Source organism: Leisingera sp. NJS204 (assembly GCF_004123675.1).
GTDB lineage: Bacteria > Pseudomonadota > Alphaproteobacteria > Rhodobacterales > Rhodobacteraceae > Leisingera.
On record NZ_CP035417.1, the window covers coordinates 2,211,693 to 2,237,185 of the forward strand.

The 25,493-nt window shown below is 62.2% G+C and carries 18 protein-coding genes; 5 read left to right on the forward strand and 13 right to left on the reverse strand.

The features are described 5' to 3' along the window. Nucleotides 1-64: 64 nt before the first annotated feature. The 4 genes from ETW24_RS10860 to ETW24_RS10875 all read right to left on the reverse strand — a co-directional run bounded on the left by ETW24_RS10860 (nucleotide 65) and on the right by ETW24_RS10875 (nucleotide 4,910). Complete coding sequence (locus tag ETW24_RS10860; protein WP_129371076.1) at nucleotides 65-1,018, reverse strand: fatty acid desaturase; 954 nt, start codon at nucleotides 1,016-1,018, stop codon at nucleotides 65-67. A gap of 299 nt (nucleotides 1,019-1,317) precedes the next feature. Further along, complete coding sequence (der, locus tag ETW24_RS10865; protein WP_129371077.1) at nucleotides 1,318-2,790, reverse strand: ribosome biogenesis GTPase Der; 1,473 nt, start codon at nucleotides 2,788-2,790, stop codon at nucleotides 1,318-1,320. Nucleotides 2,791-2,862: 72 nt separating this feature from the next. Further along, on the reverse strand, nucleotides 2,863-4,185 hold the full coding sequence (locus tag ETW24_RS10870) for a PQQ-like beta-propeller repeat protein (RefSeq protein WP_129371078.1): 1,323 nt from the start codon (nucleotides 4,183-4,185) through the stop codon (nucleotides 2,863-2,865). A gap of 53 nt (nucleotides 4,186-4,238) precedes the next feature. Then, entirely contained in the window at nucleotides 4,239-4,910 is a 672-nt protein-coding gene (locus tag ETW24_RS10875) for a hypothetical protein (RefSeq protein ID WP_129371079.1), read from the reverse strand. A gap of 290 nt (nucleotides 4,911-5,200) precedes the next feature. Between ETW24_RS10875 and ETW24_RS10880 the strand changes: the two genes are divergently transcribed. Continuing rightward, nucleotides 5,201-6,316, forward strand: a complete 1,116-nt coding sequence (locus ETW24_RS10880; protein WP_129371080.1) for an efflux RND transporter periplasmic adaptor subunit — start codon at nucleotides 5,201-5,203, stop codon at nucleotides 6,314-6,316. After that, entirely contained in the window at nucleotides 6,313-10,143 is a 3,831-nt protein-coding gene (locus ETW24_RS10885) for an efflux RND transporter permease subunit (protein ID WP_129371081.1), read from the forward strand. The genes ETW24_RS10880 and ETW24_RS10885 overlap by 4 nt, the downstream gene beginning before the upstream one ends. Nucleotides 10,144-10,218: 75 nt before the next feature. Here the strand turns inward: ETW24_RS10885 and ETW24_RS10890 are convergent, their stop codons facing one another. Beyond that, nucleotides 10,219-10,545: a hypothetical protein gene (locus tag ETW24_RS10890; RefSeq protein ID WP_129371082.1), complete on the reverse strand. Its 327-nt coding sequence runs from the start codon at nucleotides 10,543-10,545 to the stop codon at nucleotides 10,219-10,221. A 216-nt stretch (nucleotides 10,546-10,761) separates the two neighbouring features. On the opposite strand from ETW24_RS10890, the gene ETW24_RS10895 reads away from it, so the two are divergent. Together ETW24_RS10895 and ETW24_RS10900 are read left to right on the forward strand one after the other, a co-directional pair. Then, on the forward strand, nucleotides 10,762-12,084 hold the full coding sequence (locus ETW24_RS10895) for an AcvB/VirJ family lysyl-phosphatidylglycerol hydrolase (protein WP_129371083.1): 1,323 nt from the start codon (nucleotides 10,762-10,764) through the stop codon (nucleotides 12,082-12,084). Nucleotides 12,085-12,277: 193 nt separating this feature from the next. Then, nucleotides 12,278-14,449 carry a methyl-accepting chemotaxis protein gene (locus tag ETW24_RS10900; protein ID WP_129371084.1) on the forward strand — a complete coding sequence of 724 codons (2,172 nt, stop codon included), beginning with the start codon at nucleotides 12,278-12,280 and terminating at the stop codon, nucleotides 14,447-14,449. A gap of 97 nt (nucleotides 14,450-14,546) precedes the next feature. Here ETW24_RS10900 and ETW24_RS10905 read toward each other — a convergent pair whose 3' ends face one another. Together ETW24_RS10905 and ETW24_RS10910 are read right to left on the reverse strand one after the other, a co-directional pair. Further along, nucleotides 14,547-16,376 (reverse strand): ABCB family ABC transporter ATP-binding protein/permease, encoded by a 1,830-nt coding sequence (locus ETW24_RS10905; RefSeq protein ID WP_129371085.1) that lies wholly within the window; start codon nucleotides 16,374-16,376, stop codon nucleotides 14,547-14,549. Between the two features lie 97 nt (nucleotides 16,377-16,473). Beyond that, on the reverse strand, nucleotides 16,474-18,186 hold the full coding sequence (locus ETW24_RS10910; protein ID WP_129371086.1) for a LysM peptidoglycan-binding domain-containing protein: 1,713 nt from the start codon (nucleotides 18,184-18,186) through the stop codon (nucleotides 16,474-16,476). 124 nt (nucleotides 18,187-18,310) lie between these two features. On the opposite strand from ETW24_RS10910, the gene ETW24_RS10915 reads away from it, so the two are divergent. Further along, complete coding sequence (locus ETW24_RS10915; protein WP_129371087.1) at nucleotides 18,311-18,862, forward strand: TIGR00730 family Rossman fold protein; 552 nt, start codon at nucleotides 18,311-18,313, stop codon at nucleotides 18,860-18,862. Here ETW24_RS10915 and rarD read toward each other — a convergent pair. The 6 genes from rarD to ETW24_RS10945 form a co-directional block, all read right to left on the reverse strand. After that, nucleotides 18,799-19,710: an EamA family transporter RarD gene (rarD, locus tag ETW24_RS10920; protein ID WP_129371088.1), complete on the reverse strand. Its 912-nt coding sequence runs from the start codon at nucleotides 19,708-19,710 to the stop codon at nucleotides 18,799-18,801. The genes ETW24_RS10915 and rarD overlap by 64 nt on opposite strands. Nucleotides 19,711-19,821: 111 nt before the next feature. Then, on the reverse strand, nucleotides 19,822-20,421 hold the full coding sequence (locus tag ETW24_RS10925) for a superoxide dismutase (RefSeq protein WP_129371089.1): 600 nt from the start codon (nucleotides 20,419-20,421) through the stop codon (nucleotides 19,822-19,824). A 300-nt stretch (nucleotides 20,422-20,721) separates the two neighbouring features. Beyond that, complete coding sequence (locus ETW24_RS10930) at nucleotides 20,722-21,144, reverse strand: hypothetical protein (protein ID WP_129371090.1); 423 nt, start codon at nucleotides 21,142-21,144, stop codon at nucleotides 20,722-20,724. Between the two features lie 115 nt (nucleotides 21,145-21,259). Beyond that, entirely contained in the window at nucleotides 21,260-21,703 is a 444-nt protein-coding gene (locus ETW24_RS10935) for a hypothetical protein (RefSeq protein ID WP_129371091.1), read from the reverse strand. Between the two features lie 189 nt (nucleotides 21,704-21,892). Continuing rightward, nucleotides 21,893-22,459: a sarcosine oxidase subunit gamma gene (locus ETW24_RS10940; protein ID WP_129371092.1), complete on the reverse strand. Its 567-nt coding sequence runs from the start codon at nucleotides 22,457-22,459 to the stop codon at nucleotides 21,893-21,895. After that, entirely contained in the window at nucleotides 22,452-25,484 is a 3,033-nt protein-coding gene (locus ETW24_RS10945; protein ID WP_129371093.1) for a sarcosine oxidase subunit alpha family protein, read from the reverse strand. Before ETW24_RS10945 ends, ETW24_RS10940 begins: the two co-directional genes overlap by 8 nt. Nucleotides 25,485-25,493 lie beyond the last annotated feature (9 nt).

A 25,493-nucleotide genomic window follows, 5' to 3' on the forward strand; every position in this document is an offset into this window, starting at 1 on the left:
CGGGCCAGACCAGATGAAAATGGGCCGTCAGTACTGGCTGCGCCCCCTTAAAGCAGAGCCCCCCTCAGCCCGGGAAGGGTACCAGGCATTTTTTGTCCTCATCCCACAGCTTCAGCGTCAGCGCCCGCACTGCTTCGCCAAATTTAATCCGGCGCAGCCCCAGTTCCGGTGGCAGGCTGTAATGGCACTGGCGCAGCCGGTAGGACGGGATCCGGGCATTGTAGTGGTGAATGTCATGCAGGGTGATATTGGCCACCGCCATGTCGAAGATCCAGCCGAAATCCAGGCAGGAGGACCCCTGCAGCGCCGCCACCTGCGGGTTCAGGTCCGGGCGGCGGTCCCAATAGGTGTCCTCAAAATTATGCTGCAGGTAGACTAGGAACACCCCGATCATGCCGCCCAGGAACGAGAACGCCAGCCAGACCCAGATGCCGGTTATCCCTGCTGCCCGGTACAGCAGCGCCAGCATGGCCACGATCACCAGATTATGCAGGACCACCCCCAGCGCCCCAAACCGCCGGGTGTTCTTGGGCCAGCGATAACGGATGAAGTAGGTGAATGCCGCACCCAGCGGCACCAGCACAAACGGATTGCGGTACAGACGGTAGGCCAACCGGTCCCAGACCCCTGCCTTGGCCCATTCCCGTACGGTCATGGTGTGGATCTCACCCGTCTCCCGGTGTTCCAGATTGCCGATGTTGGAATGGTGCAGGTTGTGGTTCTGCTTCATCACCTCGAACGGCGCAAAGGTGAAGGGTGACAGCACATGGCCGGCAATCTCGTTCTGGATCCGGGTTTCAAACAGGGAATGATGCCCAGTGTCATGCTGCAGTACATACAGCCGCACTGCGGCAAAGGCAAAAACCACACCTGCCGGCAGCATCGCAAACCACTGGTCCGCATAGGCGATGGCCACGGTAAGCGCCGCAAAGTAGACCGCAAATGTTCCAAAATAGCTGAGCGACGCCAGCCGGTTGTCCTGTTGTGTGAATTGACGCGTATGTGTCCTCAGATCCATGAACCCGTCCCTAAAGCCGATGCGTGACAGCTGTGCAAAACGCGCATCCCGTCCAAAGTAAATTTCCAGATAACTCCGCCTTGTGCAAAAACAAGGTTACCACCGGATAATCCATTCAACTTGAAAGGTATCAATCTGCAGCTGCGAAGAAAACACAGAGCAGCGAAGCCCCGCATGAGGCAGGCAAAAGGCCGCTCAGCCCCGCGCAACGCAAAAGCGCCGCCCGTCAGGGCGGCGCCGGGCCCAACAGGCCTAGGTATTTTTTGGAAATGCCGCAGGCTGGGCGGGAGCGCCCTGCCCTAGCTGGATCCGCCGCCGCGCTTATTCAAATGCTTGGCCAAAGCGCCGGCATTCTTGGCGCGCTTGCCCTTGTAGGGGTTCTTGTCGCCCTGGCCGCGCATATACAACCGGATCGGGGTGCCGGGCATATCGAAATCTTCACGCAGGCCGTTGACCAGATACCGGTTATAGCTTTCCGGCAGCTTGTCGGGATGCGAGCACATCACCACAAACCCCGGCGGGCGGCTTTTGGCCTGGGTCATGTAACGCAGCTTGATCCGCTTGCCCTGCGGCGCTGGCGGCGGGTGCTGTTCCAGCATGCCAACCAGCCAGCGGTTCAGCGCCGCGGTCGGCACCCGGCGGTTCCACACAGTATAGGCGCGCATGATCGCGTCATGCAGCCGGTCCAGCCCTTTGCCTGTCTTGGCCGAAACCGTCACCAAAGGCGCGCCGCGCAGCTGCGGCAGCAGGCGGCCGAAGGCTTCCTTCAGATCGCGCAGCTTTTCCTGCTTGTTGTCTTCGATGTCCCATTTGTTGACTGCAACCACAACCGAGCGGCCCTCGCGCTCGGCCAGGTCGGCAATCCGCAGGTCCTGCTGCTCGAACGGGATATCCGCATCCAGCAGCACCACCACAACTTCGGCGAACTTCACCGCGCGCAGGCCATCGGACACAGACAGCTTTTCCAGCTTTTCCTGCACCTTGGCCTTCTTGCGCATGCCGGCAGTGTCAAACACCCGCATCGGCACGCCGTTCCAGTTCATCCGCAGCGAGATCGCATCGCGGGTGATGCCGGCCTCGGGTCCGGTCAGCAGCCGGTCCTCGCCCAGGATCTTGTTGATCAGCGTCGACTTGCCGGCGTTGGGGCGGCCCACAACAGCAACCTGCAGCGGCTTGGCATCGGTCGGCTCGGGGATGCTCTCGACCTCGTCCTCACCGATTTCCTCGTCCAGCACCACATCGGTGACCGGCGAATGATCCACCGCCTCGGATTCAAACTTCTCTGCCAGCGGCATCAGGACCGAATACAGATCCGGCATCCCTTCACCATGTTCCCCGGACAAGCGCAAGGGCTCGCCCAGACCAAGGCTGTAGGCCTCCAGAACACCGGCTTCGGCGGCATTGCCTTCGGCCTTGTTGGCGACCAGGATCACGTGGGCGGATTTGCGGCGCAGGATGTCGGCAAACAGCTCATCCGTCGGTGTCACGCCGGTGCGCGCGTCGATCATGAACATGCAGATATCGGCCATATCCACCGCCCGCTCGGTCAGGCGGCGCATGCGGCCCTCGAGCGAGTTGTCAGTGGCATCCTCCAGACCCGCGGTATCAATCACCGTGAACCGCAAATCGCCCAGCCGCGCCTCGCCCTCGCGCAAATCGCGCGTGACACCCGGCTGGTCGTCGACCAGAGCCAGTTTTTTGCCCACTAGGCGGTTGAACAGGGTGGACTTGCCCACATTGGGACGGCCCACGATGGCGAGGGTAAAGGACATCAGACCAGCTTTCTGCGATTCAGACGCGGCTCATAACGCATCCGGGCGGCATCCGCCACCCGGAAACACGGATCAGCGGTATGCCAGCAATTCACCCTTGGAGGAAACCACGTAAAGCGTCCGCCCTGCAACAACCGGTGCGGTGGTGGCGCCGCCCGGCACTTCAATGGTTCGGGTCAGGCTGCCGTCCTGCGGGTTGAAGAACCGCAGCAGGCCGTCGTTGGAGGCGACAATGATCTGCCCGCCCGCCAGAACGGGGCCGTAATGCACATGGATCCGGCCGCGCTTGCCGGGCTTGTCCTTCAGAAACCCAGGCAGATCCACTGCCCAGACCACCTCGCCGCTGCCGCCGTCCAGACGCAGCAGCCGGTTCTGGTCGCTGACCTGGAACAGGCTGCCGCCCGCGGGCCATGCGGTTCCAGAGGCACCTTCGTGCGCGGTCCACAGCCGGTCACCGGAGTTCAGATCGATCGCAACGGTGCGGCCCGAGTTGTTGCCTGCGTAAAGGCGCTTGCCCGAAACCACCGGTGCACCGGTCACATCGCTGATCCGCGATAGGGTCTGACCCGTGCGCTGACCGGAGACGGACGCGCTCCAGCGCCGCAGACCGCCGCGGCGGAAAGTGGCGATCAGATCGCCGGACCCAAAGGCAAAAACCGCCAGATCGTTGGTCACCACAGGCGCAGGCGCGCCAAGGATGTTCGACGCCGAGGGCGAGGCTTCGATCTGCCAGGCAATGCGGCCGTCCTTGGTTTTGACCGCCCAGCCGGTGTCATCGCCAGCCACCAGATAGACCAGTCCGCCGCTGACCCGCGGCTGGCCGGATCCGGTGGCGTCCAGCTCCTGGCGCCAGATCAGGCTGCCGTCGGCGGCGTTCAACGCCGTCAGCACGCCATAGCCCGAGGAGATGTAGAGCACGCCATCGTCATAGGCCAAACCGCCACCGGTTGCCTGGCCCTCGTCATCTGCTGCCGGGATCAGCGTGCTGCGCCACAACACCTGGCCCTGCTGCGATACCGCCGAGACCTGTGCTGCGCTGTCCAGCGCGTAAATGCGCCCGCCGCCGACAACCGGCGTTGCGGTGATACGCTGGCGCCGCCCATCGCCGTCTCCGATGGACGCGGACCAGATCCGCTGCGGCGCGGCCGACAGCGCCGGATGCGATGTGCGGGTGGCCTCGGCGCCATGGCCCTGGGCCCAGCTTGCATTTGCCACCTGTTTGGGCAAGGAAATCGCGCGGGATTGATTAACCACCTCAATTGCGGCCTCTGGACGGATGTCCTCGCGTTCGCCGCGCAGGATGATCTCCTCCTCGGAACAGGCGGCCAGAATTGCCACCGCTGCGGTGCCGCACAAAAATGCCCGTGCCCGGGAGAAAGTTCTGTTTTTTGTCATTGCCCTGCCCTGTCTGCCGTTCGTGTTCCGCAAGTTCCCATCCGCGGAGCGCCTTACCCCTCAGGCGCAGAGGCATCCTCAACGGAGCCGCCAAGCGCCACAATCACCTGAGTTGCCCGTTCTTTCAAGTCCGCACTCACAGCCGCATCCGCCGCAATCCCGCGAAGCCGGGTGATTGCGGCAGCGCTGTTGCCCTCTTCAATCTCCAAAAGCGCCAGCTGTTCCGAGGCCAGCAGTGCCAGCGGCGCGCCCGGCTGGGCCAGCGCCTCATATTGCAGGCGGCGGTCGTCGGCGCTCAGGGTTCCGGACTGCAGGGCCAGCGCCTTAAAGCTGGCAATATGGCGGTAAATCAGCGGCAGTTCGCCATTGACCGCCACGGCTTCCAGCCGCGCCACGGCCTCAGCGGTGTTACCCGCGTCCGCCAGCGCACCGGCTTCAAGCATCTTCAGAATAGCCGCGCCGCCTGCGGTTTCGGCTGAAACCGCAGCCAGCGCTTCGGACCGGCTGCCGCTGCCGTCAATCTCCAGCGCCGCGGTGATCGCATCCCCCAGCGCTTCGGCCGCCGCCTGGTCCTGTGCTTTGCTGTACTCACGGAACGCCGCGCCGCCGACGATCAGCACCACCACAGCACCGCCGATCCAGCCGTAGCGTTTCAGCATCAGGAAAAGCCGGTCACGGCGGACCTCTTCGGTCACCTCGTCGATAAAGCTGTCGGTATCGCTCATGAAAAGCCCCTGATATGCGCCGCCCGGACGTTCCGCCCGAACCGGTATTGAATGCGTTGCGCCCCTCTTAACCCGGCTCAAAGCCCAAGCCAAGTGGCCCGTTTGCACCAGAAACGCCGGCAATTACGCCAGAAAAGCAAGAAATGTGAACTAAACCACTTAGTTTAGAATGGACATCTCCTATATCAGGCTTATCCATACGCGCGACTCCCGTTGTGAGCAGGCCCCGCCGTATTCTGGCTATGGCTCATTTTGCACCCGGGACCAGACAAGAAACAGGAAGACCCGATATGCGTATCATTCCGATGCTGACTGCAGTGGCTGTGACGGCCGGCCTCTATCTGGTGGTGATTGAGCGCGACGATCTGATGGCCTTCGCCCGGGGCGAGAATGCACCGGAGGCAGCCGAGGCCGAAACCGGCATTGATGACGGCCAGGCGCTGACCCAGGCCGCGGACACGCGCGTTGGCGTGGTGGCGCTGCAAAGCAAGGCGCGCACCATTGGCAGCGCGGTCATCCTGCGCGGCCAGACCCAGGCAATCCGCCAGGTCGAAGTCCGGGCCGAAATCACCTCGACTGTGATTTCCGAACCTCTGCGCAAAGGGTCGCATGTTAAGAAGGGCGACCTCTTGTGCGAACTGGACCCCGGCACCCGCCCGGCCATGCTGCTGCAGGCGCAGGCCCAGCTGAAAGAAGCCCGGATCAACCTGACCGCCTCCTCTAAGCTGTCCCAGGGCGGATACGCTTCGGAAACCCGGCTGGCTTCCTCCGAGGCCGCAGAGCGGACGGCACTGGCTGCCGTAGCTACCGCAGAAAAAGAACTCAGCCATCTGACCATCACCGCGCCGTTTGACGGTCTGCTGGAAAGCGACACCGCCGAGCTGGGCAGCCTGCTGCAGCCTGGCAGCCTGTGCGGGACCGTGATCCAGCTCGACACCATCAAGCTGGTTGGCTACGTGCCCGAGGCCGAGGTGAACAAAGTGACCCTGGGCGCCACGGCAGGCGCCGAGCTGGCAACCGGCCAGCAGGTGCAAGGGGAAGTCACATTCCTCAGCCGTTCTGCCGACCCGAACACCCGCACGTTTGAGGTGGAAATCACCGTTCCCAACCCGGATCTCAGCATCCGGGACGGCCAAACGGCGGATATCGCGATTTCTTCGGCCGGCCGGCTTGCGCATAAGCTGCCGCAATCGGCGCTGACGCTGAACAACGAAGGCAAGCTGGGTGTGCGTGTTGTCGGGTCCGACAGCACCGTGGTATTCTACCCCGTGCAACTGCTCAGGGATGAGGCCGACGGCGTTTGGCTCGGCGGCCTGCCCGAAACCGCGGATGTAATCGTGGTGGGGCAGGATTTTGTGACCGAAGGCGTCGCCGTGGCGGCCACCTACCGGGAGACTGAACAGTGATTGGCATTGTCGATTGGGCTGCCGGCCGTGCCCGGATGGTCCTGGCCTTTATAGCAATCTCGCTGCTTGTCGGCGGCGTCGCCTATTCAATGCTGCCCAAAGAGGGCGAGCCGGACATCGAAATCCCCGCCCTGTTCATCTCAGTCCCATTCCCCGGCATTTCCGCCGAAGATTCCGAATCCCTGATGGTCAAGGTGATGGAGACCGAGCTGGCCGATCTCGACGGGCTGGACAAGATGACCTCAACCGCCGCCGAGGGTTATGCCGGTGTGGCGCTGGAGTTTGATTTCGGCTGGGACAAGACCGCGATCATGGCCGACGTGCGCGACGCCATGGACAAGGCCGAGGCAGAGTTTCCCGAAGGCGCCGAGAAATACTCGATCACCGAGATCAACTTCTCGGAATTCCCGATCGTCATCGTGAACCTGACCGGCGCCGTTCCGGAACGCACGATGGCGCGCATTGCCAAGGACTTGCAGGACGATCTTGAAGCGCTGGACGCCGTGCTGGAGGCCGGGATCGCAGGCAACCGCGACGAAATGGTCGAGGTGCTGATCGACCCGCTGCGGCTGGAGGCCTATAACGTCACAGCACTTGAGCTGATCAATGTTGTCCAGAACAACAACCAGCTGATTGCGGCGGGTGAAGTGGAAACCGCACAGGGCACTTTTGCGGTCAAGATCCCCTCCTCGTTCGACGAAGTGAAGGATATCTATCAGCTGCCGGTCAAAACCAACGGCGACCGTGTGGTAACCCTTGGGGAGCTGGCGCAGATCAATTTCACCTTCGAGGACCGGGTCGGCACTGCCCGGTTCAACGGCGGCGACACCGTGGCGCTGCAGGTGGTCAAGCGCAAGGGCTACAACGTTATCGACACCGTCAACCTGGTGAAAGAGACGCTGGAAGCCTCCAAATCCAAATGGCCGCCGGAACTGCAGGCCGCGGTTGAAGTCGGCACCTCCAACGACCAAAGCCGCGTTGTCGGCTCGATGGTCAGCCAGCTTGAAGGCTCGGTTCTGACCGCCGTGGCGCTGGTGATGATCGTTGTTCTGTCCGCACTTGGCAGCCGCGCAGCACTGCTGGTCGGCTTTGCGATCCCGACCTCGTTCCTCTTGTGCTTTGCCTTCCTGGCGCTGATGGGCGTCACCATTTCCAACATGGTGATGTTCGGCCTGATCCTGGCCGTGGGCATGCTGGTGGATGGCGCCATTGTCATCGTGGAATACGCCGACAAGCGCATTAAGGAAGGCACCGGCCCGATGCACGCCTATGTCGAGGCGGCGCAGCGGATGTTCTGGCCGGTGGTGTCTTCCACCGCGACCACGCTCTGTGCCTTTTTGCCCCTGCTGTTCTGGCCTGGTGTGCCCGGTGAATTCATGGGCATGCTGCCGGTTACCATGATCTTCGTGCTATCTGCCTCGCTGGTGGTGGCGCTGATCTACCTGCCTGTCATGGGCGGTGTCACCGGCCGCATCAGCCGCACGTTTGAGGGCGCCTCCCGCGCCTTGCGCATGGTCGCGCCCTGGTGGCTGCGCGCCGCCTTGGTGCCGGTGGCCATGTGGGGAATGTTTGCAGGCGCCATGCAGATGCTGAACCCGTCCTACCTTCTGGGCGGCGGAGCCGGCGGATTGGGCGGCGTGCTGTTTGGCGGGCTGGTCTTTACGCTTGCCTCCTTTGCCGCCTCCATCACCCTGAGTGCGGTCAAGATCGAGCGCGAGCAGAAAGAGGTTACCCCCGGTTACCACCACACGCCTTTCGGCCATGTGATCAAATTCATCGCCGGCAACCCGGTAATGCCCATCGTGACCATCGCCGTGGTGGCATTTTCCATCATGACGGTGTTCAAAACCTTTGGCGAAAACAACCTCGGCGTTGAATTCTTCGTGGATTCGGAACCGGAGCAAGCCACCGCCTACGTCCGCGCCCGCGGCAACATCTCGTTGCTGGAAAAGGACGAAATGGTCCGCGCCGCCGAAGACATCATCCTGCAGCACCACGCGGTGATCAACGTCTTTTCCTTTGCCGGCGACGGCGGGTTGAACACCGACAGCTCCGGTGCGCAGCTGCCGCCCGACACCATCGGCCAGGTCCAGTTCGAGATCATCCCCTGGGAAGACCGCCCCACCGACAGCGAGCCGCTGGACGGCTGGTTCGGCGGATTGCTGAGCAAGTATCTGGGTTTTGAAAAGGAACTCATTGCCGAGGAATACGACGGCAACACGGTTCTGGATGAGCTGAACGCCGAAATGGTCAAGCTGCCCGGGTTCGAAGTTGAGGTCCGCGCTCTGGCGCAAGGTCCGGCCTCCGGCAAACCAGTGCACCTGCGCCTGCGCGGTGACGGCTGGGAGGATCTGACTTCCGCCACCCTGGCCGCACGGGCGCACTTTGAAAACACTCCCGGACTGATCCTGATCGAAGACAGCCTGCCGCTGCCCGGCATTGACTGGCAGATCGACGTCGATGTGACAAAGGCCGGCCGCTACGGCGCCGATGTGGCAACCGTTGGCGCGATGGTGCAGCTTGTGACACGCGGCGTGCTGCTGGGTGACATGCGGATGGACAGCTCGGACGAAGAAATCGACATCCGCGTCCGCCTGCCGGAGCAGGACCGGGTGCTGTCAACGCTCGATAACCTCAAGGTCCGCACTGCCGACGGGCTGGTGCCGCTGTCCAATTTCATCACCCGCCAGCCGGTGCCGAAACTGGCCCAGATCAACCGCATCGGCCAAGAGCGCTATTATGACGTGAAGGCCGACGTGGACGCGGGTCTGAGCAAGGCCGTGATCGAAGATCCGGATACCGGCGAAATGACCCGCTTGGCGCTGCTCAAGGACCTGCCCGAAGGCACGCAGGCTACCGGAGAAACCATCGTCTCGCCCAACGGCAAGATCCTGCAGCTGGTCCAGCTGACGGGTGCCGAAAGCCTCGAGGCGCTGAAGGCAGCACTTGAGGATGGTGCCAGGGTCAGCCCGGTGAACCCGAACGAGCGGATCGCCGTGATTACCGAGTGGCTGGAAAGCGACCCGCTGCCGCGCGGTATCGGCTGGGAATGGACCGGCGACCAGGAGGAGCAGGAGGAGTCCGGCGCCTTCCTGTCCAAGGCGTTTGCCGGCGCGCTGGCGCTGATGTTCGTGATCCTGCTGGCCCAGTTCAACAGCTTCTACAACGCGGCGCTGGTGCTGCTGGCGGTGGTTCTGTCCACTACTGGCGTGCTGATCGGCATGATGGTGATGCAGCAGCCGTTCTCGATCATCATGACCGGCACCGGCATCGTGGCGCTGGCGGGGATTGTGGTGAACAACAACATCGTGCTGATCGACACCTATCAGGAGTTCGCCCAGCAGATGCCGCGGATCGAGGCGATCATCCGCACCGCCGAGGCGCGTATCCGCCCGGTGCTGCTGACCACCATCACCACGATGGCCGGCCTCACCCCGATGATGTTCGGCGTCAGCCTGGACTTCATCGACGGCGGCTACTCGATCGACAGCCCCACTGCGCTGTGGTGGAAACAGCTGGCAACCGCTGTGGTATTCGGCCTGGGCATCGCCACGGTGCTGACCTTGGTGGTCACCCCCTCGCTGCTGGCCATCCGGGTGTGGTTCGCCACCTACATGCGCGCCTTGGGCCGGGCGCTGTCGCGGATCACCCGCGGCCGCTCCAGCCGCATCGCGCAGGACTCGCGCCTGTTCAAAAAGGCGCGCCAGCTGCCGACGACGGAAATCCAGTGGGTCGAAAGCGCGCCCCCCGAAACGCTTGAAGCCCAAGCGGAGGAGGGAGAACCCGAACCGCCCGCACCGCAGGGCCGCCTGCGCGCAGCCGAATAACCGGCCGCAAAAAAAGCCCCGCTCCGGCGGGGCTTTTCTTTGCAGCAGCCGGGGCGCGCCCACCCATTGCCTGGATCAGTCGGTAAAGGTGTATTCACCCAGATCACACAGATCGAGACCAAAGTCTTCTGCTTCGGATCCATCATCAAAGCTGCCGCGGATGTCGTAGACGCAGGTGGTTGCACCGTCGGCAATCACCACACCGATCTCATAACCAGGCGCCAGATAGCCGCCATCCATCAGATTGTCTTCCCAATCGCTGGAAGACGCCGGGGATACATTGAACTCAACCAAATCGGCGCTGCTGTCATTGATCAGCAGGAATTCCAGGTCCTCGGCAAAGGCAGGAGCCTGAAAAGCCAGGAGGGCAGCCGCGGCGGCGGCAGGTAGAAGGGTCTTCATCTGATTGTCCTTTCGATCAGGTCAGCCGGCGCCCGTGCCGCTGATCCCGGAATGACAGCACTTTAGGTACGTCGCTTTACCGGTCAATGGGGAAAGCTGCTTACGGCTTCCCCAGCGTAAACTTCTGCCTGGCAAGGCCGCGGCGCTGTTCACGGTTCCGCAGGAAAGTTATGCATATTCTGCCGGTAGACGAGGATAAGTCCCGGAAGGCAGCACATGGCACGGCAACTTGATCTCCGGAAAGGGTTCGCCTGGGCCGCGGCCCTGTTGTTTCTCACCGCCGGCACCTGTCCCGGACAACCGGATGCGCGCGGGCTGCAGCCATCCGCGGTCATAGCTCCGGACGGCAAGGAGGCCCGCTCGACAGCGCTGATCATCACCGGCGCCGAAGGCTGGAGCAAAGAGCTGGCCGCCCGGGCGCAGCGCCTGTCGGACATGCATACCCTGGTTATCGGCGTGGACGGGCGGGCGCTGCTGTCGCAGGCGGACGGGGATTGTGCTGCTGCCGCACCGCTTTTGTCCGGCCTTTCCCGCCGCACCCAGCAGCAGCTGGGCGCCCTGGCCCGCACTCCGGTTCTGTCCGGCTATGGCGAGGGCGCGGCCATCGCCCTCCACGCCGCAGGCGCCGCACCCAACAGCTTCAAGGGGCTGGTCACCGTGCACTTCGACGTGTCCCCTGTGCTTTGCGCAGGCAATGCGCTGACAGACGCACAGGCGGGAAAAGCCCCGGTGCGATGGTTGGACATCGCGCCGCCGGGAACCATCTCCGCCGCCAGCGGTATTGCCGGCGCCACTGTGGTCGATCCAAAATCCGATCCGCGCCGCGCGTTTTATCAAAGCTACCTGCGCCTTGCTGGCACCGATCACGCCTTTGACACGCAGACCGCCGCCGCAGGCTCCGGCTTGGACGGTCTGCCTCTTACTATTCACCAGGATGCGGATGCGCCTGCCAGCGGCACCTACGCCATCTTTCTGTCCGGCGACGGCGGCTGGGCCAATTTTGACGAACAGGTGTCCGACCGGCTGGCAGCACGGGGCATTCCGGTGGCCGGCATCTCCAGCCTGCGTTACATGTGGCAGGAGAAACGCCCGGAACAGATCGCCGCGGATCTTGTCCGCATAGACGCACATTACCGCACTGTATTCGGGCGGGACAAGCTGCTGCTGCTGGGGTTCTCGCTTGGCGCCAACACCCTGCCCTTCGCCGCCGCTGAGCTGCCGGAGCGTTTCCGGGCACGGCTGGCAGGTGTCGGCCTGATTGCGCCGGAGACGCACACCGGTTTTGAAATCGTTGTTGGCGGCTGGCTGGGCCGGAAGACCGGCTCGGTTGAGGTGGCCCCGGCCATTGACGCCTTGGCCGCCAGCCTGCCGCCCGAGCGGATTTTATGCCTGTATGGCCGCAAAGAGACCGTCAGCGCCTGCCCGGCTTCCAGCCTGCCTGGGCGGCAGCAGGTGGTATTTGAGGGCGGCCACCATCTAGGTCATGACCACGCCCGCATCGTTCGCACCCTTTCAGTACTTGCCGGGACTGGCAACTAGGCGCCAGATTGGCCCGGCCTGCTGCGGTTTGGCCAATGGAACAGTTGCAGCCAGACTTCCATCGGAAAGCGTCTGTTTAGCTGCAGAAACCTCGTCCCTCCCGCAGTTCACAAAATCTTATTCCCCACATGCCATAGGTGTATTAAAGCGGAATCGCATCCCGCTTTGCGTGTTTTTTTGTTGAGGAAATGAAATGTCATTACGATCGCAAATCCTGGCACTTATCGCTATCCCATTCATCGCGCTCGCCGGTATCGGAAGCTTTAAGGCTCTGTCGGATTGGGACCGTTACCAAAGTGCGCAATCCTCGCGGTCACAGACCAGCGAATCCGTTGCATTGATGAAGGTCATCCACTTCCTGCAGGTTGAGCGCGGCCTGTCCGCAGTTTATCTGTCCTCGGACAACCAATCCGGTGCAGCTGACCTGAACAGCACCAGAGCCGAGGTGGACGGGGCGGCGCAAAATGTGCCGCAGACAGCAGCCTCCACGCTGAAGCATTTGGAGCAACTTGCCGCACTGCGTGACTCCGTCACCGCTCAAACATTGACACCGGGTCAGATGGGCGCGCGCTATTCCGCAATGATTGCCAGCCTTCTGCGGGATACCAGCGCACAGCTGCTGCAAATGAAGAACGCACAAGTGGTGCAATACAGCGCCGGCCTGGTCAGCCTGGCCTACGCCAAGGAAGCTGCAGGCCAGCAACGGGCTGCGGGGGCATCCGGCTTTGGCGCGGGCAGTTTCAATTTGAACCTCTACCGCTGGTTCACCGAAACCACAGCAGTGGAGAAACAGCTTCTCGACATCGCAAACCTTGCCTTTGACGGGTTGATGCCGGAGCTGGGTATCCGTGGGGGCCTGGAGGCAACCGGGCTGCCAGGCATCCGCACCGAAGTTCTGGATGCAGGCCCGGGCAACCCGGCACCAGGGTACACGTCGCAAAACTGGTTTGACCGGGCAACCCGCTGGGTCAGCTCTCTCAGGGATGTGGAAAACACTGTCACCGGTGCAATGATTGCCCTCACAGTTGAGGAAGCAAGCAATGCCCGCCAGGCGCTGATCCTCACCCTGGTTGCGGTCGCCGTGTCGCTGGTTGTCAGCGGCACCATCGGTCTGCGCCTGATCATGGCCTTCACCAAGCAGTTCGGCGCCCTGCAGGCCGACCTGGACAGACTCTCCCGCAAGGAGTTTGATTTTGAGCCGGCGTATCTGCAGTCCAAGACCGAAGTCGGCAAGCTCAGCCGCGCAATGGAACAAACCCGTGCTGCGCTGGCGGAAGGCGAAGACAAACTCGCCTCCATCGAGGCCAGCCGCATTGCCGACCGCGGTGCCGTCGTCGGCAAGCTTGAAGACAATCTCGCCCGCCTCTCCAACCGCGATCTCGAATGCACCATCGTCGAGGCGTTCCCGGAAGAATATGATCAGCTGCGCCAAAGCTTCAACACCACAGTGTCAACGCTGAAGGAAACCATCACACAGGTGATCTCGGCCACCAGCAGCATCCACAACGGCGCAACCGAAATCAGCACCGCCTCGGATGATTTGTCGAACCGCACAGAAAGCCAGGCCGCCACGCTGGAAGAAACCGCTGCCGCGCTGGAACAGCTGACCTCTTCGGTAAAATCCTCAGCCGAGGGTGCCCGCGACGTCGAGAACACGATGCAGGAAGCCCGCCAGGAGGCCGAAGGCAGCAGCGAAGTGGTGCGAAACGCGGTTGCCGCAATGAACGAGATCGAGCAGTCGTCGGTCAAGATCTCACAGATCATCTCGGTCATCGACGATATCGCTTTCCAGACCAATCTTCTGGCCCTGAATGCAGGTGTCGAGGCCGCCCGAGCCGGGGAAGCCGGCAAGGGTTTTGCCGTTGTCGCGTCCGAAGTCCGGGCTTTGGCTCAGCGCTCTGCTGATGCGGCAACCGAAATCAAGACACTGATCGGCGACAGCTCCAAACATGTGAAACAAGGGGTCGATCTGGTTGGTGAAACCGGCGTGGCGCTGACCAGCATCGTGGACCGCGTCAACACTGTTTCGGAACTGGTGTCCAACATTGCCGAAGGCGCTGCCGAGCAGTCGACCGGCCTGAGCGAGATCAACACCGGCGTCAGTCAGCTGGATCAAGTCACCCAGCAAAATGCCGCCATGGTGGAAGAAGCCACCGCTGCCGGCCACTTGCTGCACACCGATGCGGGTAAGCTGGCAGAGGTTGTGGCTCAATTCAAAATTGCCGGACTGGCCGCCCCGGCCGCGCCCAGCACATTCGCAGACACGGCGCCGGCAGGTCCCAGCGCACATGGTGAAGATATCGAATTCGATTCAGCAGTTCCGATGCCTGCCAAAGCAGCAAACGCAAGCTGGGACGATTTCTAGGTCCGGTTTTACACTGCACGAAACAGGAAAGGCCGGTTGCTGAACCGGCCTTTTTCCATGAGCGATTTGCCTTCGCTGCCCTGTCCGCAGCTTGCCGTCAGGCCGTGTCCTTTTCCGCCTGCTGGCGCTGCCACAGCCGGGCATAGCGGCCATCCTGCGCCAGCAGTTCGTCATGCGTGCCGGTCTCGGAAATTTCCCCCTGTTCCAGCACCACAATCCGGTCCGCTTCAGCAATGGTTGACAGGCGGTGGGCAATGGTGATCACCGTGCGCCCCTGCCCGGCCCGCGCCAGCGCTTCCTTGATCTCCTGCTCTGTGTCGGTGTCCAGCGCCGAGGTTGCCTCGTCCAGCAGCAGCACCGGCGGGTTCTTCAGCAATGTGCGGGCAATGCCAACCCGCTGCTTTTCGCCGCCCGACAGTTTCAGTCCGCGCTCACCAACCTGGGTGCCGTAACCCTCTGGCAGGGCTGCGATGAAGTCATGGATTTGCGCGTCGCGCGCCGCTTGCTCCACGTCGGCCTGAGTGGCCCCGTCGCGGCCATAGGCGATGTTGTAACGGATCGTGTCGTTGAACAGTACGGTGTCCTGCGGCACCACACCAATCGCGTGGTGCAGGCTTTTCTGACTTACATCCCGCACGTCCTGCCCGTCGATCTTCAGCGCGCCGCCGGTGACGTCATAAAAGCGGAACAACAGCCGTCCGATGGTCGATTTTCCTGATCCGGTAGAGCCGACAATCGCCACCGTCTGCCCAGGCTCCGCCTCCAGCGAGACACCTTTCAGGATCTCCCGCCCGGCATCATAGGAGAACCGCACATCCTCCAGCGTGATCCGGCCGCCATTGACCTCCAGCTCGCCAACTCCGGGACGGTCGCTCACATCGGCCGGTTGCTCCAGAAGATCGAACATCTCGCCCATGTCCACCAGGCTTTGGCGGATTTCGCGGTAGACAGTGCCAAGGAAGTTCAGCGGCACGGTGATCTGGATCATATAGGCGTTGACCATGACAAAATCGCCGACCGTCAGCGCCCCCCGCTCCACGCCGATCGCGGCCATGACCATGACACCGATAAGGCCCGCCGTGATAATCATACTCTGGCCGAAATTCAGGGCTGCCAGCGAATAAGCTGTTTTCAGCGCCGCCTGCGCATAGCCCCGCATCGCCCCGTCATAACGCGCCGCCTCGCGCTCTTCGGCGACGAAATACTTGACCGTCTCGTAGTTCAGCAGGCTGTCGATGGCTTTTTGATTGGCGTCGGTGTCCTGCTTGTTCATCTCGCGGCGCAGTTTCACCCGCCATTCGGTCACCGCAAAGGTGAACCAGACATACAAAGCAATGGTCCCGGCCACGACCGCCAGATACCAGGCGTCGAACAGCACCGTCAGGATCACCGCCACCAGCGTCAGCTCCAGGATCAGCGGTCCGATGGAAAACAGCATGAACCGCAGCAGAAATTCGACGCCTTTCACCCCGCGCTCGATGATCCGGCTGAGGCCCCCGGTCTTGCGGGTGATGTGATAGCGCATCGACAACCGGTGGATATGGGTAAAGGTCTCCAGCGCCAAACGCCGCAAGGCGCGCTGCCCGACCGGAGCAAAGATTGCATCGCGCAGCTGTTGAAAGCCAGTGGTCAGGACCCGCGACATGCCATAGGCCACCGTCAGCCCGACGGCGCCCAAAGCCAGCGGCGGCACGCCCTCCCCGGCGAGGCTGTCGACCGCGTCCTTGTACAGCATCGGTGTGTAAACCGCGATCAGCTTGGCCAGGACCAGCACCGCAAGTGCCAGCACCACCCGGACCTTCACGGCCCGGTTATCCTTGGGCCAAAGATACGGTCCCACCCTGCGCAAGGTGCGCAGGCCGGAGCGGCGTTCGTCTTCGGCGGTATCGGCTTGCAACGGCACGGCGGCCTGGTCTGTCTGGGTCATGGCGGTTCCTGGCTTGACCCCTTCAGATATTCACCTGCTCACGGATTTGCGAGGGGCGGACAGGAAAAACGCGCCGCAGGGGCGCGGTTCTCTGGCGTTACTCCGGAACAGTAAAGACTTGCCCCGGATAAATCAGGTCGGGATTTCGGATCGCGCCGCGGTTGGCCTCAAAAACCCGGACATACAGAAAGCCGCTGCCGTATTTCTGCTGCGATATGGCCCAGAGCGTATCGCCCTTCTGCACTGTTACCGCCTGAACCAATGGCACTGGCTGTTCCGGCGTTGCGTCGCCGCCCGGTTGCGGCAGCGCCTCGGGCGCTTCGCGTTTGAAGGGGGTTTCCAGACGGCTGACCACAGCGCCGGTTGCCGGTTCGACCTCGTCCAGGCGCAGGGTGTAAATGCCTGGTGCCACATCCTCCAGCCGGCCGCTCCAGCGCCCGTCTGCCGCGGCGCCCAGCTCGGCCACCGGCCGGTTGTCGACATAGACCCGCACCTGTGATTGCGGCTGCGCCCGTCCCGACAGCTCAACCCCGCCGCTGCCATTGTAGCTGATTGAATCCAATGCCACTTCGTCACCCAACCCTGGGTCAGCAGGAATTGCGGGCTGCACCACCTCGATGCCCTCCGCGTCAGCCCTCAGAACCGCCACAGCCTGCCCCTGCGGTTGCGGCGTTCCGGGTTCGACGGCAGGCGCGGGATCTGCTGCAGACGGAACCTCGGCTGCAGCATTGGCTGTTGTCTGCCCGGCGCTGGCAACATCTTCGCCTGCGTCCGCCGTTCCTGCATCTGAGCTTGCGGGTTGATCCAGGGAGGCCGCTGGGGCTTCAGTCCCGGATTGTTCCACCAGGGCATTCTCTGCAGGGTCCAGGGTGGCAACTTGTTCCGGCGCAGGCGCTGTGACGTCTTGTTCCGCACCCGTTGCGCGCGAAGCCCCGGTTTCCGCGGCCTGCGCCGATTGGGCGGCCTCGCCCGCCGCCGCGACCGAAACCGGGCTGGCCGGCGCCAGAATAAAGGACGCCCCGGAGGCATTTTTCTGCCCTTCATGTTCGGCCAGAAGCGACACCACCCGTGCATCGGTGCTTGGTGTGATCGTGGTCAGAGAGACGAATTCACCGCCCGCTGGCACTTCCAGCTGCTCCAGCACTTCGCCGTCCAGCAAGACCGAAATACGCACCCCCGCCTGGGCGCGCCCTGCAATCACCGCAGAGCCCTCGTTGTCGACACGCACCAGGTCCAGCTCGGGGGCTTCCAGAACAAAGATGCCTTCGTTGACATCCGGCGCCAGCGGTGCTGCTTGACCGGTGCCCTGTACCTCGCCGCCAGGTTCGGCCAAGGCGATTTCATCCGGCCGCGCCTCTGCTTCGGCAGTTTGATCCGAGGATGTTTCGGTTTCAGTTCCGGCCGTTTCCGGCTGGCCTTCAGAAACCGCTGTTTCACCAAGTTCCCCTGCCGCAGCCGCCTCCGGCACCGGTTCCGGACCTGCCTCCGGATCCGCAACCGTCAAGGCCGCTGCCGGCGCACCTGTTTCTGCCTCAGCTCCGCCGGTGTCTGGAACAACAGCCGCCGTTTCAGCTTTGGTTCGTGCCCGGTTCTGCAGCGGCTGACCGGATTCATCGCCATCCCCTAAAAACGCACCGCTCCCGTTTGCCGCCTGGCTGCCCGCCTGCCCGTCCGCCGTCCCGCCGCCTGGCTGGCCGCTGCCGAACACCCCAAGCTGGAACAGCGCCACGCCGCCCAGCATCACGGCCACGCCGGCAATACCGCCAATTGTGAGGGCCCCCAGGCCCCCGCTTCCAGATGCTTCCGCCATTTCGATCCCTTCGGCATTTGCGGAATGTTGCCTTCCGCTTAGTTGAGCAAACCTACCAATCCCGCTATCACGGGTCAAAACACCAATTGCGTTTCACTTTGAAATTCCACGGAAAGGCTGGCCAATGAGCATCAAATCCGTCTGTGTCTATTGCGGCTCCCGTGCCGGAGCGCTGCCAGATTATACCCAAGCCGCACGGGATCTTGGCACTGCACTGGCTGAAAACGGGATGCGGCTGGTCTATGGCGCCGGCGATGTCGGACTGATGGGAGAGGTCGCACGCGCCGCCCAGGCAGCGGGCGGCGAAACCTTTGGCGTGATCCCCGGCCACCTGGAAAAGCGCGAAGTCGGCAAATCCGATCTCAGCACCTATGTTGTCACCGAGACCATGCATGAACGTAAAAAGGTCATGCTGTGGAACGCCGATGCGGTGGTGGTTCTGCCCGGCGGCGCCGGGTCGCTGGATGAATTGTTCGAGGCGCTCACCTGGCGCCAGCTGGGCCTGCACGGCAAGCCCATCGTGATCCTGAACACCGCTGGTTACTGGGACAAGCTGCGCGACCTGCTGGACCATATCGTCGGCCAGGGCTTTGCCGGTCAGGACACCGCGGATTATCTTATCTGGGCTGACACCCCGGTGGCGGCCATTGCCGCCCTGCGCGACGCCCGCTCCTGACGCAGGGCCGAGAATGAAAACACCGCAACCGCGCTCCAGATCAGCGCAAAGGCGGCGCTGTGCCAGGGGGTGAACGGCTCGGCAAAGACCAGCACCGCCACCAGGAACTGCAACGTCGGGTTCAGGTACTGCAACACCCCCACCGTCCCCAGCCGCACCCGTTTGGCGGCATAGCTGAACAGGATCAGCGGCAGCCCGGTCAGGATGCCGGAAAACGCCAGCATCACAGCGGTCGAAGTGCCGTCCAGAAAACCTGCGCCGCCGGTGAACCAGATCACCGCCAGCGCCACTGGCAGGATCAGCAGCACTTCGGCGGTGACAGACACCACCGGACCCAGCAAAATCTGTTTCTTCGCAACGCCATAAAGGGCAAAGCTGATCGCCAGCACCAGCGGGATCAGGGGCGCTGCCCCCAGCCCGAAGGACAGCACCGCAACCGCCAGCACCGCCAGCCCGACAGCCGCGACCTGCGCCCGGCTCAGCTGTTCGCCGAAGACCAGCCGCCCCAGCAGTACGCTCAGCAACGGAAAGATATAGTACCCCAGGCTCGCCTCGGTGGCGTAACCGGTCTGCACTGAAGAGATGAACACAAACCAGTTGAGCGAGATCATCGCTGTTGCGAGAACCAGAAACAATATGCTCCGCCTGCTGGTGAAAGCTGCCGTTAAGGCGCCGATCCGGCCCTGAAACAGCAGCACGCCGGCAAAAAACAGAAACGACCACAAAGCCCGGTGCGACAGAACCTGCTCAGGCGGCACATGCGACAGAGCATTGTAGTAGATCCCCGACAGCCCCCAGACCACGCAGGCCGAGACCATTGCCAGTATGCCCTTGGCTGCCTCTGTCATCACCGTTCCCCCAGTTCCGGCGGGCCGTGCGCAATACGCGCCAGCCGTCGGTCCAAACAAGAAACGCCCGGTCGGGTGACCGGGCGCTCCAGAATTCATGCCGCTCAGGACTTACATCCGCGAGGCGACGTTTTCCCAGTTCACCAGGTTGTCCAGGAAGTTGGTCAGGTAAGCCGGACGCTTGTTGCGGAAATCAATGTAATAGGAGTGTTCCCACACATCGCAGCCCAGCAGTGCGGTCTGGTTGAAGCACAGCGGATTGACGCCGTTTTCGGTTTTGGTCACTGCCAGCGACCCGTCGGCGTTCTTAACCAGCCAGGCCCAGCCGGAACCGAACTGGCCGGCGCCTGCTGCGGAGAACTGCGACTTGAACTCGTCAACCGAGCCGAACGACTCGACCAGCGCCTTTTCCAGCTCGCCCGGCATTGCGCTGGCGCCCGGGCCCATCATTTCCCAGAACTGGTTGTGGTTCCACAGCTGCGAGATGTTGTTGAAGATACCGTTCTGGGCAACGGAACCGGCGTCATAGGTGCCTTTGATGATCTCTTCCAGCGACTTGCCGTCCCACTCGGTGCCGGCAATCAGCTTGTTGCCGTTATCGACATAGGCCTTGTGGTGCAGGTCGTGGTGGTATTCCAGGGTCTCGGCCGACATGCCTTTGGCAGCCAGGGCGTCGTGTGCATAAGGAAGATCGGGAAGTTCAAAAGCCATTTGGGCCCCCTGTAAAAAAGATTGCGTTCCTGCGCAGATACATGCTGTGCGCGCGCTATCAGGTCAAGTGCCAAGGCCCCATTTCCGCGCAAGGCCTATGTGCAGATTTCCACCTAACCGACATCCGGCCATGGCAATAAGGAGGTACAGCTCCATTCCGCGCACGGCTGTTACGTTCATCGTCGAACTGGAGTCCTTCCCGTCTGAGCCCTAACCCCGGCAGACCAGCCCCACGGAATCCGGACCTCGTCTACTGGAAGGCGCGAGGCTGCAATGAACAACCGGGGCAGATCTGCAAGGCTACCCTTTTTTGACCTTGCACTTGCCCCTGCCGCGCGGTTCGTTGCCAAACTCGGAGAGCAACGCACGCACCGACAACGTGTTGTTTTTCTTGTTCAGAATACCTGAATACTGTGCCTTTGCGGTCGTATTGACATTCCCCACTGGAATACCTTCCACACGCCAATTCAGGAACAGCGATTTTTCATCCCGCGGCTTCACTTCAGCAGATTGTGGTTCGCCGTACACTGTATGAATGATTCCGTCATAAACCTGCGCAGTCTGTTCCAGATTGTCGACAACAACGATGACTCTTGGGGGAATCCAACCCTTGTTTGTAAACGACTTGACCTCGCAGTCATATGTGGTGGTGCCTTTACTTCCCGCTGCTGCGGAGGACGCTGCTGCCAGCACAATGGATGCAGCCGTTAGATATCGTTTCATTCAGATGGGTCCAATTTTGATGCAGCGCAGTGATGCAAGGATACCGGTTTCAATGCAATGGCAATCTGCAGTTGCACCGCCTGAACAAAGAAACCCGCCAAGTCAGTACACGCGCTTAGTTCCATCCAATGTGGTTCTGGGCCAGCCGTGACAAAGACGGCTCCCGGCGGCAGGTCCCCGAACCGCGCGGCGGCTGTTTTGTGCCGCTTGTTCGGGTCGATTGAATGCTCATCTTCAAGTTTGCGGTGTTCAGAACGGCCCTGAAGCGCGGCTTTGCCTGCCCGCTGTCCGTCAGTACCGCAAGCCCCGGCAACGACCAGCTGATCGCATAAGTTGTCTCGCTGCGTTGCGAAACCTTAGCTGAAACAGACACACCAAACGCCGCATCAGTGACCTTTGCAGTGGTGAAATCATCGGAAAAATGCACGGTAATCCGGCCGGGAACCCAAGTGACGCCGGAAATCGGTTTCAGATTGCAACGAAAGCTGGTTTCCGCCAGAGCGCCTGCCCCGGTCAGCGTCAGAACCAGTGCTAAAATACTACATGCCGGCAGACTCATCGGCCGCTCCCTGAAACATCGTTAATAAACCTCCCCCACGCCAGAGAAAGGTAATAAATTCAAACAGATGCAATCGATACAAAAAGCGAGCTTCCTGGCAAGCCAGAATAAAAAAGGTGCCCTGGAAAGGTCTCCGGGGCACCGTAAATGACGCGCGATGGCGTCACAAGCAAAAAGCGAGTGAAAACTTTAGTAAACACCCACCTTGGACTGCGGATGCGACGCTGTGCTTAGCAGTTTGAATACATATTCACCAACCGAACGGAAGCAGACGATGTAAAAGCTGCCGTCCTCGTTCAGCCAGAAGGCGCCTGCCACCTGCGCCAGGCGCGAACGGCGGAACCGGCCTGCCTTGAATGCAGCTGCGTCAAAGTCCACCGGGCTCACTTTGCCCAGCACCTCGCGCGCGCCTTCGCCCGACACGCGGAAGAAGGCACGGGCGTCAGAGACATTCGCCGCCAGCGCATGTTCGCCTTTCAGCGCCGCGGACAATTCCGCGGTTTTGGCAACGGCATCCTCATAGGGCACCAGCAGCAGCAGCTCGTCCGGCGACATCCAGGCAGCGGCACCGTTTTCGGCAACCGTGATAGCCCCCCGGGCTGGAACTTCGGCGCCGGTGGCGGCCTTGACAGCCGCCTTCAGAACCGATGACTCCAGATCGCCGCGCAGGGTGATCATGCCCTGCAGGCCTGCGTCCTCGACCTTGGCCAGGCCGGAGAACTGCGCGCCGTTCAGTACGGAAACAGCCTTAGACATTCTGCTTTTCTCCTTCCTTGTCGTAGAAGACCGGATCAACGATCTTGGCCTTGTAGGTCTTGCCGTCAGTGCCCGGGAATTCAACCACTTCGCCCATCCGCTTGGTGCCGTGCTTGATCAGGCCCATTGCGATACCGCGGCCCAGGGTCGCGGAATGATAGGTTGAGGTCACCCGGCCGATCATGTTGCGCTGGCCGTTGGCGTTGACGCCTTCGCCCAATGCATAGGCGCCGTCGGGCAGCACCGAACCGTCCACGGTTTCCAGGCCAACCAGCTGCCAGCGGTCCGGATCCGCCATGTGGGAGCGCAGCTGCGCGCGCTTGCCCAGATAGTCTTCCTTCTTCTTCGACAGCGCCCAATGCAGACCCAGATCCTGCGGGATCACGGTGCCATCGGTCTCGTCGCCGATCATGATGAAGCCTTTTTCGGCGCGCAGGATGTGCAGGGTCTCCGTGCCGTAAGGCATGACGCCGAACTCCTTGCCTGCCTCCATCAGCGCATCCCAGAACGCCTGGCCCTCCGAGGCCGCAACCGCGATCTCATAAGACAGCTCGCCCGAGAAGGAGATCCGGTAAGCGCGGGCATCAAAGCCGCCGATCTGACCGTCGCGCCATTCCATGAACGGCAGCGCCTCTTTCGACAGATCCATACCGCCGCCCGCTGCTGCGTTCAGCTTTTCCAGCACCTTGCGGGCGTTGGGGCCGACCACGGCGACCTGGGCGTACTGCTCGGTCACATTGGCAACATAGACTTTCCAGTCCCACCATTCGGTCTGCAGCCATTCTTCCATGTGGCCATGGATGCTTTCGGCGCCGCCGGTGGTGGTGTGGCACAGGAAGGTGTCCTCGTCGATGCGGGCAACAACGCCGTCGTCGATCAGGAAACCGTTCTCCGAGCACATCAGGCCATAGCGGCATTTGCCGACCTTCAACGTGGACATCATGTTGGTATAGAGCATGTCCAGGAACTTGCCCGCATCCGGCCCTTTGACAATCAGCTTGCCCAGGGTCGAGGCATCCAGCAGGCCGAGGTTTTCGCGGGTGTTCTTCACCTCGCGGTTCACCGCAGCATGACGGTCCTCACCGGGTTGTGTGATGGCAAACGGGCGGCGCCACTGGCCAACCGGTTCCCAATCCGCACCGTTCTTGTCCATCCAGTCATAGATCGGTGTCTTGCGCACCGGCTGGAAGATCTCGGCCCGTGCTTCCCCCGCGATCGCACCGATCGAGATCGGGTGGTACGGCGGACGGAAGGTGGTGGTGCCCACCGACGGGATTTCCGAGTTCAGCGCGTCCGCAAGGATCGCCAGACCGTTGATGTTGGACAATTTGCCCTGGTCGGTCGCCATGCCCAGTGTGGTGTAACGCTTGGTGTGCTCGACGCTTTCATAGCCTTCGCGCGCAGCCAGCTGCACGTCAGAGACCTTGACGTCGTTCTGATAGTCCAGCCAGGACTTCATGCGCAGTTTGATGTCCGCTTTGGCCGGCATCAGCCAGACCGCTTCCATCTGCGCCTCATTCTCAGAGACACCCTTGGCAGCCGCCACGGATTTCGCCGGGAAGCCGGCAGCCTCAGCCGCTTTGGCACCAGCCGCAGCCGCGTCTTCCAGCAGCGCGCCCAGGCCGAATTCGCCGTTTGCGGCACCGGCCGGAACCACAAAGCCGTTACCGTCATGGCCCAGCGGCGGACGGGAGGCATCGGGGCGGAAGTTGGCGTTTTTGTCATCCCAAGTCAGCTTGCCGCCGCAGTGGGACCACAGATGGACCACCGGCGACCAGCCGCCGGACATGGCAACTGCGTCTGCTTCGACGTCTTCGCGGGCGCCGCCTTCACCGTTCTGGGCGCAGATGGAGACCTGGGTCACGCATTTGCCGTCCTTCACCTTGGCAATGGCACGGCCCAGCTCAACCCGGATACCCTTCTCGCGAACAGCTTCCATCAGTTCGCCGCCGCCGGTTTCGCGAGTATCAACCACGCGGACCACTTCAACGCCGGCTTCATGCAGCACCAGCGCGGTGCGGTAGGCGTCGTCGTTGTTGGTGGCAACCACCACCTTCTGGCCCGGGTTCACACCCCAGTTCACCACATAGTCACGCATCGAACCGGCCAGCATCACGCCCGGCACATCGTTGCCCGCAAAGGACAGCGGCCGTTCAATAGCGCCGGTTGCGGTGACGATCTGGCCGGCCCGGACCCGCCACAGACGGTGGCGCGGACCGCCCTGGCCCGGCGCGTGGTCGGTCAGACGCTCATAACCCAGGGCATAGCCGTGGTCATAGACGCCGGACCCCATGCAGCGGTCGCGGAGTGTGACGTTGTCCATCGCATCCAGCTCGGCCAGGGTCTTGGCGATCCAGGCGTCAGGCGCTTCACCGTCGATGGTGCCACCGTCGACCGGTGCGCGGCCGCCCCAATGGTTGTTCTGCTCCATCACCAGCACCTTGGCACCGGTGGCCGCAGCCGCCTTGGCCGCCTGCAGGCCGGCAACGCCGCCGCCAATGACCAGCACATCCGCAAAGAAGTAGAAGTGCTCGTATGTGTCGGCATCCTTCAGCTCGGCGTCAGGCGCATTGCCCAGACCGGCGGTTTTGCGGATGATCGGCTCATAGACATGTTTCCACAGCGGACGCGGGTGGATGAACATCTTGTAATAAAAGCCAGCCGTCAGGAACCGCGACAGCTTGTTGTTGATCGACAGAACGTCGAACTCCAGGCTGGGCCAGTGGTTCTGCGAATTCGCCGACAGCCCCGAGAACAGCTCGGTGGTGGTGGCGCGCTGGTTCGGCTCGTAACGGTCACCGGTGCCCAGCTGCATCAGCGCATTGGGTTCTTCCGAACCGGATGCGACAACGCCGCGCGGGCGGTGGTATTTGAACGAGCGGCCCATCATCACCTGGCCGTTGGCCAAAAGAGCGGAGGCCAATGTATCGCCGGCAAAGCCCTTCATGGTTTTGCCGTTGAAGGTGAAGGCGATCTGTTTGGAGCGGTCGATCAGCCGGCCGTGCTTGGCAAGACGCGTGCTCATGTGCGCAGA

Coding starts and splice junctions, on each gene's coding strand:
- ETW24_RS10860 (WP_129371076.1), bottom strand. CDS start 1,018: ATGGATCTGAGGACACATACGCGTCAATTCACACAACAGGACAACCGG.
- der (WP_129371077.1), bottom strand. CDS start 2,790: ATGTCCTTTACCCTCGCCATCGTGGGCCGTCCCAATGTGGGCAAGTCC.
- ETW24_RS10870 (WP_129371078.1), bottom strand. CDS start 4,185: ATGACAAAAAACAGAACTTTCTCCCGGGCACGGGCATTTTTGTGCGGC.
- ETW24_RS10875 (WP_129371079.1), bottom strand. CDS start 4,910: ATGAGCGATACCGACAGCTTTATCGACGAGGTGACCGAAGAGGTCCGC.
- ETW24_RS10880 (WP_129371080.1), top strand. CDS start 5,201: ATGCGTATCATTCCGATGCTGACTGCAGTGGCTGTGACGGCCGGCCTC.
- ETW24_RS10890 (WP_129371082.1), bottom strand. CDS start 10,545: ATGAAGACCCTTCTACCTGCCGCCGCCGCGGCTGCCCTCCTGGCTTTT.
- ETW24_RS10895 (WP_129371083.1), top strand. CDS start 10,762: ATGGCACGGCAACTTGATCTCCGGAAAGGGTTCGCCTGGGCCGCGGCC.
- ETW24_RS10900 (WP_129371084.1), top strand. CDS start 12,278: ATGTCATTACGATCGCAAATCCTGGCACTTATCGCTATCCCATTCATC.
- ETW24_RS10905 (WP_129371085.1), bottom strand. CDS start 16,376: ATGACCCAGACAGACCAGGCCGCCGTGCCGTTGCAAGCCGATACCGCC.
- ETW24_RS10910 (WP_129371086.1), bottom strand. CDS start 18,186: ATGGCGGAAGCATCTGGAAGCGGGGGCCTGGGGGCCCTCACAATTGGC.
- ETW24_RS10915 (WP_129371087.1), top strand. CDS start 18,311: ATGAGCATCAAATCCGTCTGTGTCTATTGCGGCTCCCGTGCCGGAGCG.
- rarD (WP_129371088.1), bottom strand. CDS start 19,710: ATGACAGAGGCAGCCAAGGGCATACTGGCAATGGTCTCGGCCTGCGTG.
- ETW24_RS10925 (WP_129371089.1), bottom strand. CDS start 20,421: ATGGCTTTTGAACTTCCCGATCTTCCTTATGCACACGACGCCCTGGCT.
- ETW24_RS10930 (WP_129371090.1), bottom strand. CDS start 21,144: ATGAAACGATATCTAACGGCTGCATCCATTGTGCTGGCAGCAGCGTCC.
- ETW24_RS10935 (WP_129371091.1), bottom strand. CDS start 21,703: ATGAGTCTGCCGGCATGTAGTATTTTAGCACTGGTTCTGACGCTGACC.
- ETW24_RS10940 (WP_129371092.1), bottom strand. CDS start 22,459: ATGTCTAAGGCTGTTTCCGTACTGAACGGCGCGCAGTTCTCCGGCCTG.
- ETW24_RS10945 (WP_129371093.1), bottom strand. CDS start 25,484: ATGAGCACGCGTCTTGCCAAGCACGGCCGGCTGATCGACCGCTCCAAA.